Origin of the sequence: Virgisporangium aurantiacum, assembly GCF_016863635.1 — a bacterium.
GTDB classification, from domain to species: Bacteria; Actinomycetota; Actinomycetes; order Mycobacteriales; family Micromonosporaceae; genus Virgisporangium; species Virgisporangium aurantiacum.
Map to the genome: position 1 here is coordinate 1 of NZ_BOPG01000002.1, position 13,964 is coordinate 13,964.

15 protein-coding genes and 1 pseudogene are annotated in these 13,964 nt (G+C 72.0%); 4 read left to right on the forward strand and 12 right to left on the reverse strand.

The window, feature by feature from the left end; all coding sequences use genetic code 11:
- Together Vau01_RS00260 and Vau01_RS00265 are read left to right on the forward strand one after the other, a co-directional pair.
- Positions 1-1,209, forward strand: a pseudogene (locus Vau01_RS00260) (hypothetical protein); the annotation flags it as partial.
- Entirely contained in the window at positions 1,196-1,483 is a 288-nt protein-coding gene (locus Vau01_RS00265; RefSeq protein ID WP_203985544.1) for a hypothetical protein, read from the forward strand. The pseudogene Vau01_RS00260 and the gene Vau01_RS00265, both read left to right, overlap by 14 nt.
- A 5-nt stretch (positions 1,484-1,488) precedes the next feature.
- Here Vau01_RS00265 and Vau01_RS00270 read toward each other — a convergent pair whose 3' ends face one another.
- From Vau01_RS00270 to Vau01_RS00320, 11 genes are all read right to left on the reverse strand, one after another.
- Complete coding sequence (locus tag Vau01_RS00270) at positions 1,489-1,977, reverse strand: hypothetical protein (protein WP_203985547.1); 489 nt, start codon at positions 1,975-1,977, stop codon at positions 1,489-1,491.
- A gap of 8 nt (positions 1,978-1,985) precedes the next feature.
- Positions 1,986-2,348 (reverse strand): response regulator, encoded by a 363-nt coding sequence (locus Vau01_RS00275; RefSeq protein ID WP_203985550.1) that lies wholly within the window; start codon positions 2,346-2,348, stop codon positions 1,986-1,988.
- Positions 2,345-2,830: a chemotaxis protein CheX gene (locus Vau01_RS00280; RefSeq protein WP_203985553.1), complete on the reverse strand. Its 486-nt coding sequence runs from the start codon at positions 2,828-2,830 to the stop codon at positions 2,345-2,347. The genes Vau01_RS00275 and Vau01_RS00280 overlap by 4 nt, the downstream gene beginning before the upstream one ends.
- Entirely contained in the window at positions 2,827-3,213 is a 387-nt protein-coding gene (locus Vau01_RS00285; protein WP_203985556.1) for a response regulator, read from the reverse strand. The genes Vau01_RS00280 and Vau01_RS00285 overlap by 4 nt, the downstream gene beginning before the upstream one ends.
- A gap of 4 nt (positions 3,214-3,217) precedes the next feature.
- Positions 3,218-4,081, reverse strand: a complete 864-nt coding sequence (locus Vau01_RS00290; protein ID WP_203985559.1) for a CheR family methyltransferase — start codon at positions 4,079-4,081, stop codon at positions 3,218-3,220.
- Positions 4,078-5,319 carry a protein-glutamate methylesterase/protein-glutamine glutaminase gene (locus Vau01_RS00295; RefSeq protein WP_203985562.1) on the reverse strand — a complete coding sequence of 414 codons (1,242 nt, stop codon included), beginning with the start codon at positions 5,317-5,319 and terminating at the stop codon, positions 4,078-4,080. The genes Vau01_RS00290 and Vau01_RS00295 overlap by 4 nt, the downstream gene beginning before the upstream one ends.
- Before the next feature lie 115 nt (positions 5,320-5,434).
- Positions 5,435-6,364: a hypothetical protein gene (locus Vau01_RS00300; protein WP_239151181.1), complete on the reverse strand. Its 930-nt coding sequence runs from the start codon at positions 6,362-6,364 to the stop codon at positions 5,435-5,437.
- A 156-nt stretch (positions 6,365-6,520) separates the two neighbouring features.
- Positions 6,521-6,979 (reverse strand): chemotaxis protein CheW, encoded by a 459-nt coding sequence (locus Vau01_RS00305; protein WP_203985567.1) that lies wholly within the window; start codon positions 6,977-6,979, stop codon positions 6,521-6,523.
- A gap of 6 nt (positions 6,980-6,985) precedes the next feature.
- The gene (locus Vau01_RS00310) at positions 6,986-9,559 is read right to left on the reverse strand and encodes a chemotaxis protein CheW (protein WP_203985569.1); all 2,574 of its coding nucleotides are present in this window, start codon (positions 9,557-9,559) and stop codon (positions 6,986-6,988) included.
- A 90-nt stretch (positions 9,560-9,649) separates the two neighbouring features.
- On the reverse strand, positions 9,650-10,336 hold the full coding sequence (locus tag Vau01_RS00315; protein WP_203985572.1) for a sortase: 687 nt from the start codon (positions 10,334-10,336) through the stop codon (positions 9,650-9,652).
- Between the two features lie 57 nt (positions 10,337-10,393).
- Entirely contained in the window at positions 10,394-10,864 is a 471-nt protein-coding gene (locus Vau01_RS00320) for a phosphatase domain-containing protein (RefSeq protein ID WP_203985575.1), read from the reverse strand.
- Between the two features lie 94 nt (positions 10,865-10,958).
- Here Vau01_RS00320 and Vau01_RS00325 point away from each other — a divergent pair, with 94 nt between their 5' ends.
- Together Vau01_RS00325 and Vau01_RS00330 are read left to right on the forward strand one after the other, a co-directional pair.
- On the forward strand, positions 10,959-11,642 hold the full coding sequence (locus Vau01_RS00325) for a phosphoribosyltransferase (RefSeq protein ID WP_203985578.1): 684 nt from the start codon (positions 10,959-10,961) through the stop codon (positions 11,640-11,642).
- A gap of 65 nt (positions 11,643-11,707) precedes the next feature.
- On the forward strand, positions 11,708-12,454 hold the full coding sequence (locus Vau01_RS00330; RefSeq protein ID WP_203985581.1) for an ATP-binding protein: 747 nt from the start codon (positions 11,708-11,710) through the stop codon (positions 12,452-12,454).
- Between the two features lies 1 nt (position 12,455).
- Here the strand turns inward: Vau01_RS00330 and Vau01_RS00335 are convergent, their stop codons facing one another.
- Complete coding sequence (locus Vau01_RS00335; protein WP_308440424.1) at positions 12,456-13,958, reverse strand: S8 family serine peptidase; 1,503 nt, start codon at positions 13,956-13,958, stop codon at positions 12,456-12,458.
- Positions 13,959-13,964: the final 6 nt, after the last annotated feature.

A 13,964-nucleotide genomic window follows, 5' to 3' on the forward strand; every position in this document is an offset into this window, starting at 1 on the left:
GCGGCCGCAGGCACGACGCACGGCACCGCGAACGGCACGGCCGCGGGCGCGGCACACGGTGCGGGCGCGGCACACGGCAACGGCACGGCATTCGGCGCGGCCACCGGCAACGCGCACGGCGCGGCACAAGGCAACGGCACGGGGTACGGCGCGGCACAGGGCAACGGCACGGCGCACGGCACGGGCACGGCATTCGGTGCGGCCACCGGCACCGCGCCTGGCTCGGCCAGCGGCACCGCGCACGGTGCGGCTACCGGCGCGGGCGCGGCACACGGCGCGAGCGCGGCACACGGCGCGGCACACGGCACCGGCCTGGCGAACGGGGCGGCAGCGGGTGTGGTGCACGGCGTGGCGAACGGGGCTCCGGCGGGGACCGGTACCCGGGCGGGCGCTTCGAGTGCGGGGGCGGCGCAGTCGGCGTCCACTCAGAATGTGGGGCCGGGCGGGGCGGCGCGCGGGAGCGCCGCGCGCACGACGGCGCCGGCGCGGACCCGGCCGCTGTCGCCGGATCCCCGACGCCCCAACCATTTTTTGTCGTACGGCGACCTCGAAACTATCCCGTCCGAGAGCCCGTTGCCGCAGCGGCTGGCCGACCTGGGCCTGCCGCAGCGGGTGATCGACCGGCTGCCGCTGGGCGAAGCGTATCCGTCGATCGTGCGGGCGCTGCTCGACGAGCCGTCGGCGCCGCCGCTGCCGACCGGGCCCGGCACGATTGTCACGATCATCGGTGAGCTGGCCGGCGCACTGGCCGTCGCCGAGGATATTGCCCGGATTCTGCGTCTGGACGCCGACCGCATCCTGATCGCGAGCGAGTCGCCCCAGGTCGGCCGGCACATGGCCGACCCGGGTGACGCCGGTCGGCAGGCGGCCCGGCTGCGCGGTGGCGACCAGCCGCGGCTGGTGTGCGTCGACGCGCCGGCGCCGACGAGCTGGGTGCAGCAGGTCGTGGTCGCGCTGCGGCCGGACGCGGTGTGGTGCGCGGTCGACGCCACCCGCAAGCCGGCCGACGTGGCCCGGCAGCTGCGGTCGCTGCCGCGGGTCGACGCCCTGGCGGTGCACCAGCTGGAGGCGACGGCCGACCCGGCGAGCCCGCTCGCGCTGGGCGTTCCGGTGGCGTTGCTGGACGGCCAGCCGGCCGGCCCGCACGGATGGGCCGCGCTGCTGAGCCGCCGCCTGTTCGAAGAGGAGTTCGCCGGTGGCGATCGCTAGTCCTGCCGTACTCCTGGTCGCCGCGCTGCTCGCCAGCCCGGCGATCGCGAGCTGCGCGAAGGGCGAGACGCCCATCGGCGACGCGTCGCTGCGTTACCTGATCTGTGTTCCGGTGGCCGCGATCATGCTGGCCATTCTCCGGGCCCTGACCCGCGACTACGGGTCAGGGCCGGAGCCGATCATCGCGCACCTGTTGCGGCGCCGGACGGATCCCCGACCGGACCGGCCGATCGAGGGCGACGCGCCGGTGCAGCCGCGCGAGCCGTCACCGTAGGAACGTCAGTTCTTCGCCAGGGTGACCCAGATCCGGCCGGAGCCGTAGCCCTGCACGTCGACCGTGAGGTCCAGGCGCCGGCCGAACGCCAGCATGTAGCCGATCGCGTCCCCCGGCGGCATCTGGCCCGGCAGGTAGGTCTGGTGCACCTTCACGCGCGGTTCGCCCTCGTGGTTGAGCATCGAGCTCATGATGTTGCAGACCTCGGCGACGTTCTCCGCGATCGTCTCGGAGAGTTCCTTCTCCTCGATGCTCGCCTCGGCGGCGGTCGCGGGCACCAGGCCGAGCGCGGCGCCGGTGTAGGCGGCGAGTCTGATGTCCATCGCGATGATCGCCCGCAGGGTCAGGGAATCGTCGACGTAGAGGCAGCTCAGCGGCTGGGCGTGGAGATCCGGGGCGCGCATGGGATCGGCCGGCCCGACGGTGACGGGCCGACCGAGCAGTTCGTCAAAAAGGTCCTTGACGTTCTTGGGAACGGGCAATTCGCGCGGCATAGTTCATATCATCCCAAAATGGGGCCCAATATTTCCTTAAAACTCTCGGCCGTGAACGGCTTTGTGATGAGGAAAAGGGCGCCGGCGTCCTCGGCCATCTGGCGCATCTCCGGGGTGCCCTCGGTGGTCACGAAGCCGAACGGCATGTTCAGCCCGGCGGCCCGGACGGCCTTCAGCGCCTCCAACCCGTTCATCTCCGGCATGTTCCAGTCGGAGAGCACGAGGTCGGGCTTCTGCGCGGTCGCCGCGTCGAAGAGCTCCTTACCGTTCTCCGCCTCCACCAGTTCGTGGCCGTCGTAGCCGGCCTGGCGCAGCGTGCGCGTGACGATCTGCCGCATCACGCGGCTGTCGTCGGCGATCAGGATCTTCATCGTGACGTCCCCCCTGTTCCTGCATAGGCGTCCGCGCTCTCCAGCACGGCAATGCTCACCGGCTCTTCCATCCAGGTGCCGGTCAGCACCAGCATCTCGGTACCGACGAGTTCTCCCGGCGGCCCGGTGCGCACCGACGGCAGGGACAGCACGGTCGGCTGCGGCATGAGGCTCTTGACGCTGCCGCCGATGATGTTGACCAGCTCGCCGACGGCGTCCATGACGTCGGCGGAGCTCACCTCCTCGAAGTCGATGCCGAGGAGAGCCGCGGTGGCCCGCTGGGCCGCGACCTGCGAGAACGTGACGACGACCTGCCCGTCCCAGGCGCCGGTGACCGACACGGACCCGTGGACGTCGTCGTCCTTGTGCGGGGCCGCGCCGGCCATCAGGGGGTTCTCACCGAGCGGGTCGAGATAGGAGGCCCAGATCATCTCGGTGATCGCCCACAGGTCGGACTCCTGCGGCATCTCGTGTGTCGTCATGCCGAATCCCCATTTCTGACAAGGCCGAGCAGCGCGAGCTTCTCGACGATGGCGTCCGGGGTGAACGGCTTGATCACGTATTCGTGCGCGCCCGCCGCGAGCGCCCGCACGATCTGGCCCTGCTCACTCTCGGTGGTCACCATCATCAGCGTCATCGACTTGTACCTGGGCTCTTTGCGGACCGCCACGATGAACTCGAGCCCGTTCATCTCCGGCATGTTCCAGTCGACCAGCGCCAGTTCGGGCGTGGACTCCAGCTCCGCGAGCCGCTCCAACGCCTCCCTGCCGTTGCCGGCCTGGACGACGTCGAACCCCAACTGGCCGGCGATGCGGGCCAGGATCAGCCGCATCGCACGGGAATCGTCAATCACCATTGCCTGCATAGCGTCACCTCTTTCCTGCCACGCCGAGCGGCGCTGGTGCAGATTTAGCGGCGGCGGAACGCAGGCGGTAGGCCGAGGTGCGTCCGGTCACCACACGGTCGAACTGCTCATCGATACCGATCGTCGTTTCGGCGGAGCCGAGGAACAGCCAGCCGTCCGGCTTCAGCAACGCCCGCACGCGGCCGAGTACGGCCCGCTTGGTCGCGACGTCGAAGTAGATCAGTACGTTGCGGATGAAGATCACATCGAACTGGGGCATCGGGGGGAACGCCGCCGCGAGATTGAGCTTCTTGAAGCTGACGCTGCGGCGCAGCTTCTGCGATACCTGCCAGTGCGCGCCGACCCGCTCGAAGTGGCGCACCAGCGCCGTCGCCGGCAGGCCGCGGTTCACTTCGAGCTGGCTGAACTTTCCCGCCTCGGCCTTGGCGAGCACCTCGGTGGAGATGTCGGTGCCGATGATCTCGTAGCTCCACCCGCCGGGAAGGTTGTCCTCCATCTGCATCGCCAGCGTGTACGCCTCCTGGCCGCTGGAGCAGGCCGCCGACCACAACCGGATCTGACGGGTGGCGCCCCGGTTCGCGATCAGCTCCGGAAGGACCATGTTGGTGATCGCCGCGAACGGTTCGCCGTCGCGGAAGAACGACGTCTCGTTGGTGGTCAGCGCGTCGACGATGCGACGCTGCGTCTCCGGGTCGAGCCTCTGCTGGGCGCGCATCACGAACTCGGACACCGTGGCCGCGCCGCTCTGTCGGGCGAGAGGGGTCAGGCGGGCCTCGACCAGATACTCCTTACCGGGTTCGAGCACGATCGCCGCATCCCGGCGCACGAGCTGGCTGATGTACGCGAACTCGCTCGCGCTGAGTGTCATCGGATCACCTCCATGGACCTGGCGGCGCGTCCCCCGTTGACGCGGGTCAGAACGTGGTTGCTGATGTCGTCGAGAGGCAGGACGACCGATGCCAGGCCGGCATTGGTCACCGCGCCGGGCATCCCCCACACCACAGAGGTCGCCTCGTCCTGGGCCACGATCTCCGCACCCGAACGGGCGAGCTCGGCGCAGCCGTTCCGGCCGTCATGGCCCATTCCGGTGAGGATCACGGCCAGCGTGCTCTTGCCGAACACCCGGTTGACCGAGCGGAAGAGCACGTCGACGGCCGGGCGGCAGAAGTTCTCCGGCGGCCCGGTGTGCAGCTTGGTGCTGATCGTGGTGCCCTGCCGCTGGACCTCGAGGTGGAAGTCGCCCGGCGCGACGTAGACCGTGCCCGCCTCCAGCGGGGTGTCGCTGACCGCCTCCACGACGGTCAGCGGGCAGTTGCGGTCGAGCCGTTCGGCGAACATCTTCGTGAAGACGGGCGGCATGTGCTGCACCACCACCACGGGCACCGGCAGGCTTCCGGGCAGCTTGCTCATCACGCGGGTCAGCGCGTCGGGGCCGCCGGTCGAGCAGCCGATGGCGAGGACGTCGATCTTGCCGGTGCCGCTTCCGCGGGCGGGCGCGGTCGGTGGTCGGGCCGGCCCCGCCGCTGCCGGGCCCGGCGGCGTGCGGCCAACGATTCCGGGACGCGGCGGAGCACCCGCCGGCGTGGCGGGTGTCCGGGGCGGGGCACCGGTCGGTCGGCCCGGGTACGCCGTGGGCGCGCCGGGACGGCCGGGTGGCGGCGGCCCGCCCGGCCGGCCGGGTGGCGGACCCGATGGCCCGACCCGGCGGCTGGTGAGCGCGTGGATCCGCGGAATCAGCTGCTCCCGGACGCTGCGGATCGACTCCGTCACGCTGCCGACGTTCGCCGGCTTGGTCACGTAGTCGCTGGCACCCGCGGAGAGCGCGTCCAGCGTGGCGGCGGCGCCGTTCGCCGTCAGCGTGCTGAACATGATCACCGGCAGCGTCCGGTATTTCTTCCGAAGCTCTCGCAGCGTCGTCAGACCATCCATCACCGGCATCTCGATGTCGAGCGTCACGACGTCCGGTTTAAGTTGGTCGATCTTCTGCAGGGCGACCCGCCCGTTCGGGGCGGTGCCGACCACGTTGATTTTGGAATCATCAGCGAGGGCATCGGTGATCAGGCGACGGACGACCACCGAGTCGTCCACGACCAGCACCGAGATCACGCGCGCGCCTCCAGTGACGGGGACAGCGCGGAGCCGCTGTCAGGTCCCGACCTCTTTATCGGCGCCCGATACCTCCCGCTTGAGAACTATCCGAAGTTGTTTTGTGACTCTGCGTTTAGTCGATCGGGCGGCGCGGCACGACGACCGGCCCGAGCACGGAGACCACCGGGTCGAGCAGGCGGTAGAGCGTCGGCCCGTCGAGCACGTCGCGCACCACCAACGCCTGGACGGCGCCGCTGAGCAGGTTCCACACGCCGCCGGCCCGGTCGGCCACCGGCACGCCGGCCTTCTCGACCGCCTGCACCAGCATCAGCTGCGCGGCCGCGGAGGCGCGGACCCGGCCGGCGACGAACACCGACCACGACGCGGAGTGCACGGCCGCGGCCCAGTCGGCCAGCGCCGGACGGGCCTTGCCGGAGGCGGCCCCGAGCCGGCGGACGACCTGCGGCGACAATGCCGCCACCCGCTCGATCAACGCGTTGACCGCGGTGGCCTGCGGGCCGAGGTCGACCGCCCGCTCGGGCAGCGTCGCCAGCGCGGTGAGCCACGGCGCGGTGAGGTCCCGACGGGTGTTGTCGGGCAGCATCTCCCAGAGGTAGGCGGCCGCGGCGGCGTCGCAGACCACGCCGACGGCGCGGTCGGCCGGCTTGATCTGGGACAGGCCGCCGGGGTGCCGGCGCCAGGTCCAGTCGAAGACGTCGTGACGCACGAGGTGCATCAGGCCGTCGACGGTCCCGATCGGCGCCCGTTCGAGGGTCGCCAACGTGTCGGCCAATTGCTCGGCCGTCTCATTGGGAGCGGCCGGACCGCTGTCGGTCTTGGCCCTCGTGGATGAGCCGCCGGTCTTGGTCGTGACGCGGCGGCGGGTGCGGGCGGCGGCGTCGACGTCGAGCCAGTGGCCGACGCGGCTCCACTCATCAAGCTGGGCGGCAGCGATGACGGGTAGGTCGTCCGCGGTCACCGTGAGGGCGCGCAGCAGCACATCGGCCGCTGCCGCCCCACCGTCGAGGCGGGTCAGGTCGAATCCCAGTACGGGGGCACTCACCAGGCTGTACACAACGCACAGTCTTCAACAACCGGGTTGCAACCGACAATCCACCAAACGGGTCTGCGGCTACTCTCCGCTACCTGCAATCTGGCCGGTCGGATGACAAAGCCGAGATCAAACCCCATGCCACCCCTGCTGAGTGCTTCACACGAACTACGCAGAGTGAAGTTCGCTGAGCTCCGCCCCGGACCCCGTGTCGGTGGCCCGGGCGGTGTCGAGCGCCAGCATCAGCCGGCCGTCGAGCTTGAACGCGCCGTTGATGAGCTCCCGCGTCGGGCCGTGCAGCGTATCCGGCGGCGGCTCGAACGCCTCGTCGTCGAGCCGCACCACCTCGCCGATGCGGTCGACGAGCAGGCTCACCGACTCGTCCTCCTGGCGGACGATCACGTTCATGGCCGGGCCGTCGATGGCGCGCGGCGGCAGGCCGAGCTGCACCCGCAGGTCGACGGCCGCGATCACCTGGCCGCGCAGGTTGAACAGCCCGCCGACCGCCTGCGGCGCCAACGGCACCGGTGTGTACTCGTTGAAGCTGAGCACCTCCTGCACGATGGCCACCGGCACGCCGAAAAGCTGGTCCTCGACCTCGAAGGTCGCGTACTGGCGACTACCCATGTCCCGTCACACCCCCGCCATCTGCTGACCCTGGTAGTCCTCGTAGCCCTGGTACCCGGCGTTGTCGTACTCGCTGTACGCCTCGTCGGGTTCGTTGAACCGCGGGTCCGCCGCGAGAATCGCGCGGCGCACGTCGAGCAGTTCGGTCACCCGCTGCTGGATCACCGCGGAGCCGAGCAGGCCGTCGTCGCCGACCTCGCTGCGGGCCTCCACGACGTCCTCGACGATGTCGAGGATCTTGTCGACGGCGAGCGCGACGCTGCGCCCGCGTTCGGTGTAGACGACCACCGGAACCGTCGCGCCGTCCTCGGCCGGGTACGTGCCGAGCAGGTGCGCCAGCCGGAGCACCGGCAGGATCTGGTCGCGGTACTGCACGACCTCGCGGTTGCCGACCCGCTCGATCCGGTCGACCGAGAACTCCTCCAGCCGCGTCACCATGTCGAGCGGGATCGCCACCCGGCGCTCGCCGACACCGGCGATGAGCAGCCGGTCGACGGTGCTGGTCGCGGCCTTCGACGTCTGGTCCACCTGCTGCTGGGCCTGCTGGACCTTCTCGGCGGCGAGGTGCGAGCGGCGGGCGAGGCTCGCCACGTCGAGGATGAGCGCCACCGTGCCGTCGCCGAGGAGGGTCGCGCCGGCGTAGGCGCCCACGTCCTTGAACCGGGCGCTCAGCGGCTTGACCACCACCTCCTCGGTGTTCAGCACGCGGTCGACCACGAGACCGAACTTCCGGCCCTCGGCGGCCAGCACGGCCACGTAGACGTCGCGGTTGGCGGCGTCGCCGTGGTCGGAGCGGACGCCGAGCATGTGGTCGAGGTGCACCAGCGGCAGCAGCTTGCCGCGCAGCCGGTAGACCGGCGCGCCCATGGCGTGCTCGATGACCCGGCCGCCCTGGCCGTCCAGGTACACCAGTTCGTGGACGGCGACCTGCGGAATCACGTACCGCTGCCGGCCGCACTCGATCGTCAGCGCCTGGATGATCGCGAGCGTCAGCGGGATCGTCAGCCGCCACGTGGTGCCGACGCTGAGGTTGCTCTCGACGTCGACCGCGCCACCGATCCGCTCGATGTTGGTCTTCACGACGTCCATGCCGACGCCGCGGCCGGACACGTTGGTGACCGTCTTCGCGGTGGAGAAGCCCGGCCGGAACACCTGCATCAGGACCTCACGGCGGTCCATCAACGCCACCTGGTCGCGGGTGAGCAGGCCGCGCTGCACCGCCACCTCGGCGATGCGGTCGGGGTCGATGCCCGCGCCGTCGTCGCACACCTCGACGACCACGTGGCCGCCCTCGTGGTAGGCGCGCAGCGTCAGCGTCCCCTCGGGGTCCTTGCCCTTGGCCCGGCGCGCGGACGGCGTCTCGATGCCGTGGTCGACGGCGTTGCGCACGAGGTGGGTCAGCGGGTCCTTGACCGCTTCGAGCAGGCTCCGGTCGAGCTCGGTCTCGCGGCCCTCCATCGCGAGCCGGACCTGCTTGCCCAGCGAGCCGGACAGGTCCCGGACGACCCGCGGCAGCTTCGACCACAGGTTGTCGATGGCCTGCATCCGGGTCTTCATGACCGATTCCTGCAGCTCGCTCGTGATGAGGTTGAGCCGCTGGCCGGTGCGGGTCATGTTCGGGTCGCCGGCGGTGCCGATCGCGCGGATGAGCTGGTTGCGGGTGAGCACGAGCTCACCGACCAGCCGCATCAGGGTGTCGAGCAGGTCGACGTCGACGCGGATCGAGCTGTCGGCGATGCTGCGGCGGGCGTGGCCGTCCGCGTCCCCCTCGCCCCCGCCGGCCGGGGTGGCCTTGGCCGGCGGTTTCGGCGGCGGCAGGGCGCTCGCCGCCTCCTCGATCGCCTCGCCCTTGGCCGCCTCGACCCGCGCCGCCGCGGTGGCCTCCGCGGCCGCCCGCTCGCCCGCGGCCTTCTCGGCGGCGGCTGCCGCCACGGTGGCGGCGTCCTGGGCCGCGGCCTCGGCGACCGTGGTCGCGGCGACCGCCGCGCCGGCGGCCGAGTCGGCCCGGCTCGCGGCGACACCGGCGGCGCCGAGCGCGGCACCGGCGGCCTCCGCGGCGGCGTCGGCGGCCTCACCGGCGGCCACCGCGTCGGCGACCGCGGAACCCGCCACCACCGCGGCCTCGGTCGCCGCCTCGGAGGCGTGCACCGCGAGGGCCGCGGGCTTCGCCGTACCGCCGACCGGATTCTCGATGCAGGCCTGGACGGCGGCGACCACCGTGTCGAGGTTGGCCTCGTTGCCGGACTGGTCGCTGCTGGTGTCCTCGATGATCGACAGCAGATCGCGGACCACGTCGACCATGCGCAGCAGCGCGTCGGTGGTCTCCGGCGTCATCGCCTGCGCGCCGTCGCGCAGGCGGGCCAGCAGCGACTCGCCGACGTGGGTCACCTTCTCCAGGCGGTTGAATGCGAGGAAGCCGCTGGTGCCCTTGATCGTGTGGATGGTGCGGAAGATGCTCGACAGGAGATCTCGCGACCCCGGATCAGCTTCCAGCGCCACCAGATCCCGGTCGAGCTGGTCGAGGTTCTCGTGGCTCTCGACCAGGAACTCCTGAACGATATCGCCCAGTTCGTCCACCATGACTCCCTTCGCCGACATCCCTGATCGGCACGGCTTAGGCGGACTTGAGACTGTTTTGCTCCATTCTGGGCGCCGATCTGCACCCGTCCCCTACCGCTTGGTGGCGGCCTTGAGTTCCCGCGGCGCCGGGCCGGGCTTGGGGTCGGTGCGCGTCAGCTCGGCCTGCTTGATCAGACGGTGGGTGGTGCTGAGCTTCGGCTCGCAGGTGATCAGCGTCAGCACGGTCGGGCCGCCGGGCGCGGGAGCGGCCAGCACGGCCTCGTCCACCGGCTGGACCACCACCGTGCGCACCATGCGGTAGACCAGCCACGACCCGGCCGTCTCCACCACCACCGGGTCACCCACCGCCAGCAGGTCGAGGTTCCAGAAGACGCCCGGGTACCGGTGCCCGGCGAGCGCCGTGTTGCCCGGCCCACCGAGCGGGGCGGTCTCGGCCATGCGGCCCGGGCCCTTGTCGAGCTGCCGTTCGTCGGCGCCCTCGACCACCACCAGGGTCTGGCTGATCGTGGGCAGGTGCAGCCGGGCGATCGGCGTGCCGGTGGCGACCCGCTCGATCCGGCTCACCCGGGTCGACTCCCGCCGGCCGCCGGTCCAGCCGGCGGACCACTGCGCGGAGAGCGTCTTCTCCAACCGCGTCTGCTCGGCCGAGATGTGCCGGATCCTGGCGAACCACTGCCAGGCGACGCCGACCCCGACCACCAGCCCGAGCACCACGAGCACGACGGCGATCCCGCGCAGGAGGCGGGTGGTGTTCACATTCGTCCAGGCCTGGGGCACATGAGCAGAATAGTCATTTCGCCCGTTTAACCCGTTCGACGCGCCCGTCCCAACCCGCTACGTGCGGCCGTCCGTTTCCTGGGCCTCGGCGAGGGCCTCGGCCCGGGGCACCCAGTCGGCGAGGTAGACGGGCCAGCCGCGGCGGGTCAGTTCCGCGGTGACGGCCGGGTCGTCGTCGACCACGACCGCGACCTCGGTGCCGGCGGCCAGGGCGCGGATCTGGTCGGCCTTGAAGTACTTCGCCGGGCGACGGTCGTTCGCCGGGCGCATCAGCAGGCGCTCGACGGGCAGCCCCTGGTCGCGCAGCCAGCGCTCGGTGACGCGACGCAGGTGCTCCGGCCGGCCGGTCAGCCACACCAGGTCGTGCGACGCCGCCCACTCGCGGGCCAGCCCCACGCCCGTCTCCAGCGGCGGATCGGCGGCCGCGGCCGCGAAGAAGCCGGCCCAGTCCTTGGGGTTGCGGGTCAGGTATTTCAGCCGGTGCCGCACGTCGGCGACCACCCCGTCGACGTCGAAGACCGCTAGCACCGTACGAGGATCGCACCCACTGGCGTTGCACCCGAAAAGCTGTACTCTCCGTGTCAGTCCTGTGACGCACAGGTGATACGTGAAGGAGTCCCCGATGGTGCCTGACGAGTCGATGCGCTTCGCCGACCGGGTCGAAGCGGGGGCGGCACTGGCCGGCGAGATCTCCACCTACCTGAAGGAGAACGGCGGCACCGGCCGTCCGCTCGTCCTCGGCATGTCGCGCGGCGGGGTACCGGTCGCCGCCGAGGTGGCCCGCGCCATCGGGGCGGACCTCGACGTGCTCGTCGTCGGCCCCGTCCACTCGCCGTGGAAGCACGAGTTCTCGGTGGGCGCGATCACCGAGACCGGCCCGCTCGTCATCAACCACGACGCGCTGACGCGGTCGAACCTCTCCGCGTGCGACCTCTCCCCCGTCGTGTCGGTCGAACGCGCCGCGCTGGCCGCGCTCGGCGAGATGTACCGGGACGGGCGGGCGCCGATCGACGTCGCCGACCGCACGGTGATCGTGGTCGACGACGGGATGCAGACCGGCGTCCGGGCGCGGGCCGCGCTGCGGGCGCTGCACGCCGGCATGCCGGCGCACCTGGTGTTCGCCACCCCGGTCTGCGCGGCCGAGGCCACCGGCGGGCTCGCCGTCGAGGCCGACGGCGTGGTGCACGTCCGCTGCCCGTGCTGCTTCAGCGCCACCGGGCTCTGGTACCGCGACATCCCCGACCTCACCGACGCCGAGGTCACCGCGATCATGCGCAACGAGCGCACCCTGGCGACCGCGGGCTGACCCCATCCGGGTATCCGGACCTCCGAACGGGCGGCCACACAGGCACACACGGTAAAGTGCGGCCCATGACCCGCCTGACCGCGGACGTCGATGCGGCCGCGCCGGGCGAACCGGTCGCTCTTCGGGTCGTGGGCACCCTCGACGCGCACACCGCGCCGGTGCTGCACGATGCGCTCACCACGCTGCTGAGCACCGAGCCGGAGATCGTCGCGCTCGACTTCACCGCGGTCACGGTCGCCGACGGCGCCGAAGCCAGCCTGGTCACCCTCGCCGACCAGGCCTACGCCTGGCCGGGTGCCACGGTGGTGATCGGCGGCGTGTCGCGGGCGCTCGGCGCGTCGCTGGTGCGGGCCGGCAACCTGCCGAGCTTTCCGACCCTGCGCGACGCCGTCGCCGGTGCGGCGGCGATCCGGGCCCACCAGGCCGAGGCGCCCCGGCTGAAGCTGGGGCTGTCGCCGATCGAGTCGGCCGCCGCCAGCGCCCGCCGCCTGGTCGACAAGGCGTGCGCCCAGTGGGGGCTGCCGGCGCTGCGCGACACCGCCCGGCTGGTGGTCACCGAACTCGTGAGCAACGCCGTGCGGCACGGCACCGTCGCCGCGTCGGCCGCCGTCGAGGTGACGCTGACCCGCGGGGTCGGCGCCGTCTACGTGTCGGTGCGCGACCGCAGCCGGCGGCTGCCGAAGCCGGGCGGGCCGGTGCCGCCGACCGTCGAGGGCGGCCGGGGGCTGCTTGTCGTGGGCATCATGTCGCGCGCCTGGGGCGCCACCCCGACCGTCGACGGCAAGGTCGTCTGGGCGACGCTGTCGACCTGAGTCAGGCCACGGTCAGGGTCCACGAGTCGATGTGACCGGTCGCGGCGCGGGTCGTGTCGCGGACGCGCAGCTTCCAGGTGCCGGTGCGGTCCTTCACCGACAGCGTCACCGGGTAGGTGGCGGAGACGTCGGCGGCCCTGTCGTGGCGGTTCGACGACTTCAGCCGCTTCACGACGCCGTTCGGCGCGATCAGTTCGACCACCAGGTCGCCCCGGCGCGGGTGCGCGATGTGCACCTCGACCGACACCCACGTCGCCCGGCCGGAGCAGCCGGCCAACGCGATCGTGCTCACGACCGTCCCCCGGTCCTTGATCGCGACATCCGCGCCGTCGGTACGGACATCGCACGACGACGGCGCCGTCTGCGCCAGCAGGCCCGGCGCACCGGCCGGGTCGGTGACCACACCCGGCCGGGCGGCCGCGCCGAGCGCCGACGCGACCTGCGCCGGCGTCGCCTCCGGGTGGTCGGCCAGGATGAGCGCGGCGGCGCCGGCCACGTGCGGCGCGGCCATCGACGTGCCGTTCATGCTGCGGCTCGCCGAGTCGTCGGCGATGCCCGCGGAGGTGATGCCGACGCCGGGCGCGAACAGGTCGACGCACGGGCCGGCGTTGGAGAACGGGGCGCGGGCGTCGGTCTGGCCGGTCGCGCCGACCGTGACGGCCGCCGCGACGCCGGCCGGCGAGTAGCCGCACGCGTCGGCGCCGTCGTTGCCGGCGGACACGACATAGGTGACGCCGCTCGCGATCGACGCCGCGACCGCCTCGTTCAGCGGGGCGTAGGTGGTGCCGCTGAAGCTCATGTTCACCACGGCCGGCTTGTGCGCGTTCGCGGTCACCCAGTCGACGGCCGCGATGATCCCGGCGTAGCTGCCGGCGCCGTCGCAGCCCAGCACCCGCAGCGCGACCAGGTTGACGCCCTTGGCCACCCCGTACGAGGTGCCGCCGATGGTGCCGGCGACGTGCGTGCCGTGCCCGGCGCAGTCGTCGGCGTCGGCGTCGTTGTCGACGAAGTCCCAGCCGCTGGTGGCCCGCCCACCGAAGTCGGTGTGCGTCGTGCGGATGCCGCTGTCGATCACGTACGCGGTGACGTTGCCGGCGGTGGTCGGGTACGTGTAGGCGCCGTTGCGGGGCAGGCTCGCCTGGTCGATCCGGTCGAGGCCCCACGACGCGGGGTCGACCTGGGTGCCGGTGGACCGCACCTGCCGGTCCGGCTGCACCGACTCGACGGCCGGGTCGGCCGCGAGGCGCCCGGCCGCGGCGGCGGTCATCCGCGCGGAGAAACCGGGGAGGGCGGTCTGGAACGCCTGCTCCAGCCGGCCGCCGTAGCGCTCGGCGAGCGCCCGCGCCGAGGCCCAGGAGGGCGTCGACCTCAGCACGACGACGTACATGCCGGCCGGGTCGGGGGTGTCGGAGGTGTCGGCCCGTGCCGGCGCGGCGCCGAGAAGCCCGGTCGCGGCAGCCACGACCAGGCCGATCAGAGCCGCTCGAAGACGCATGATGCCCAGACTCGG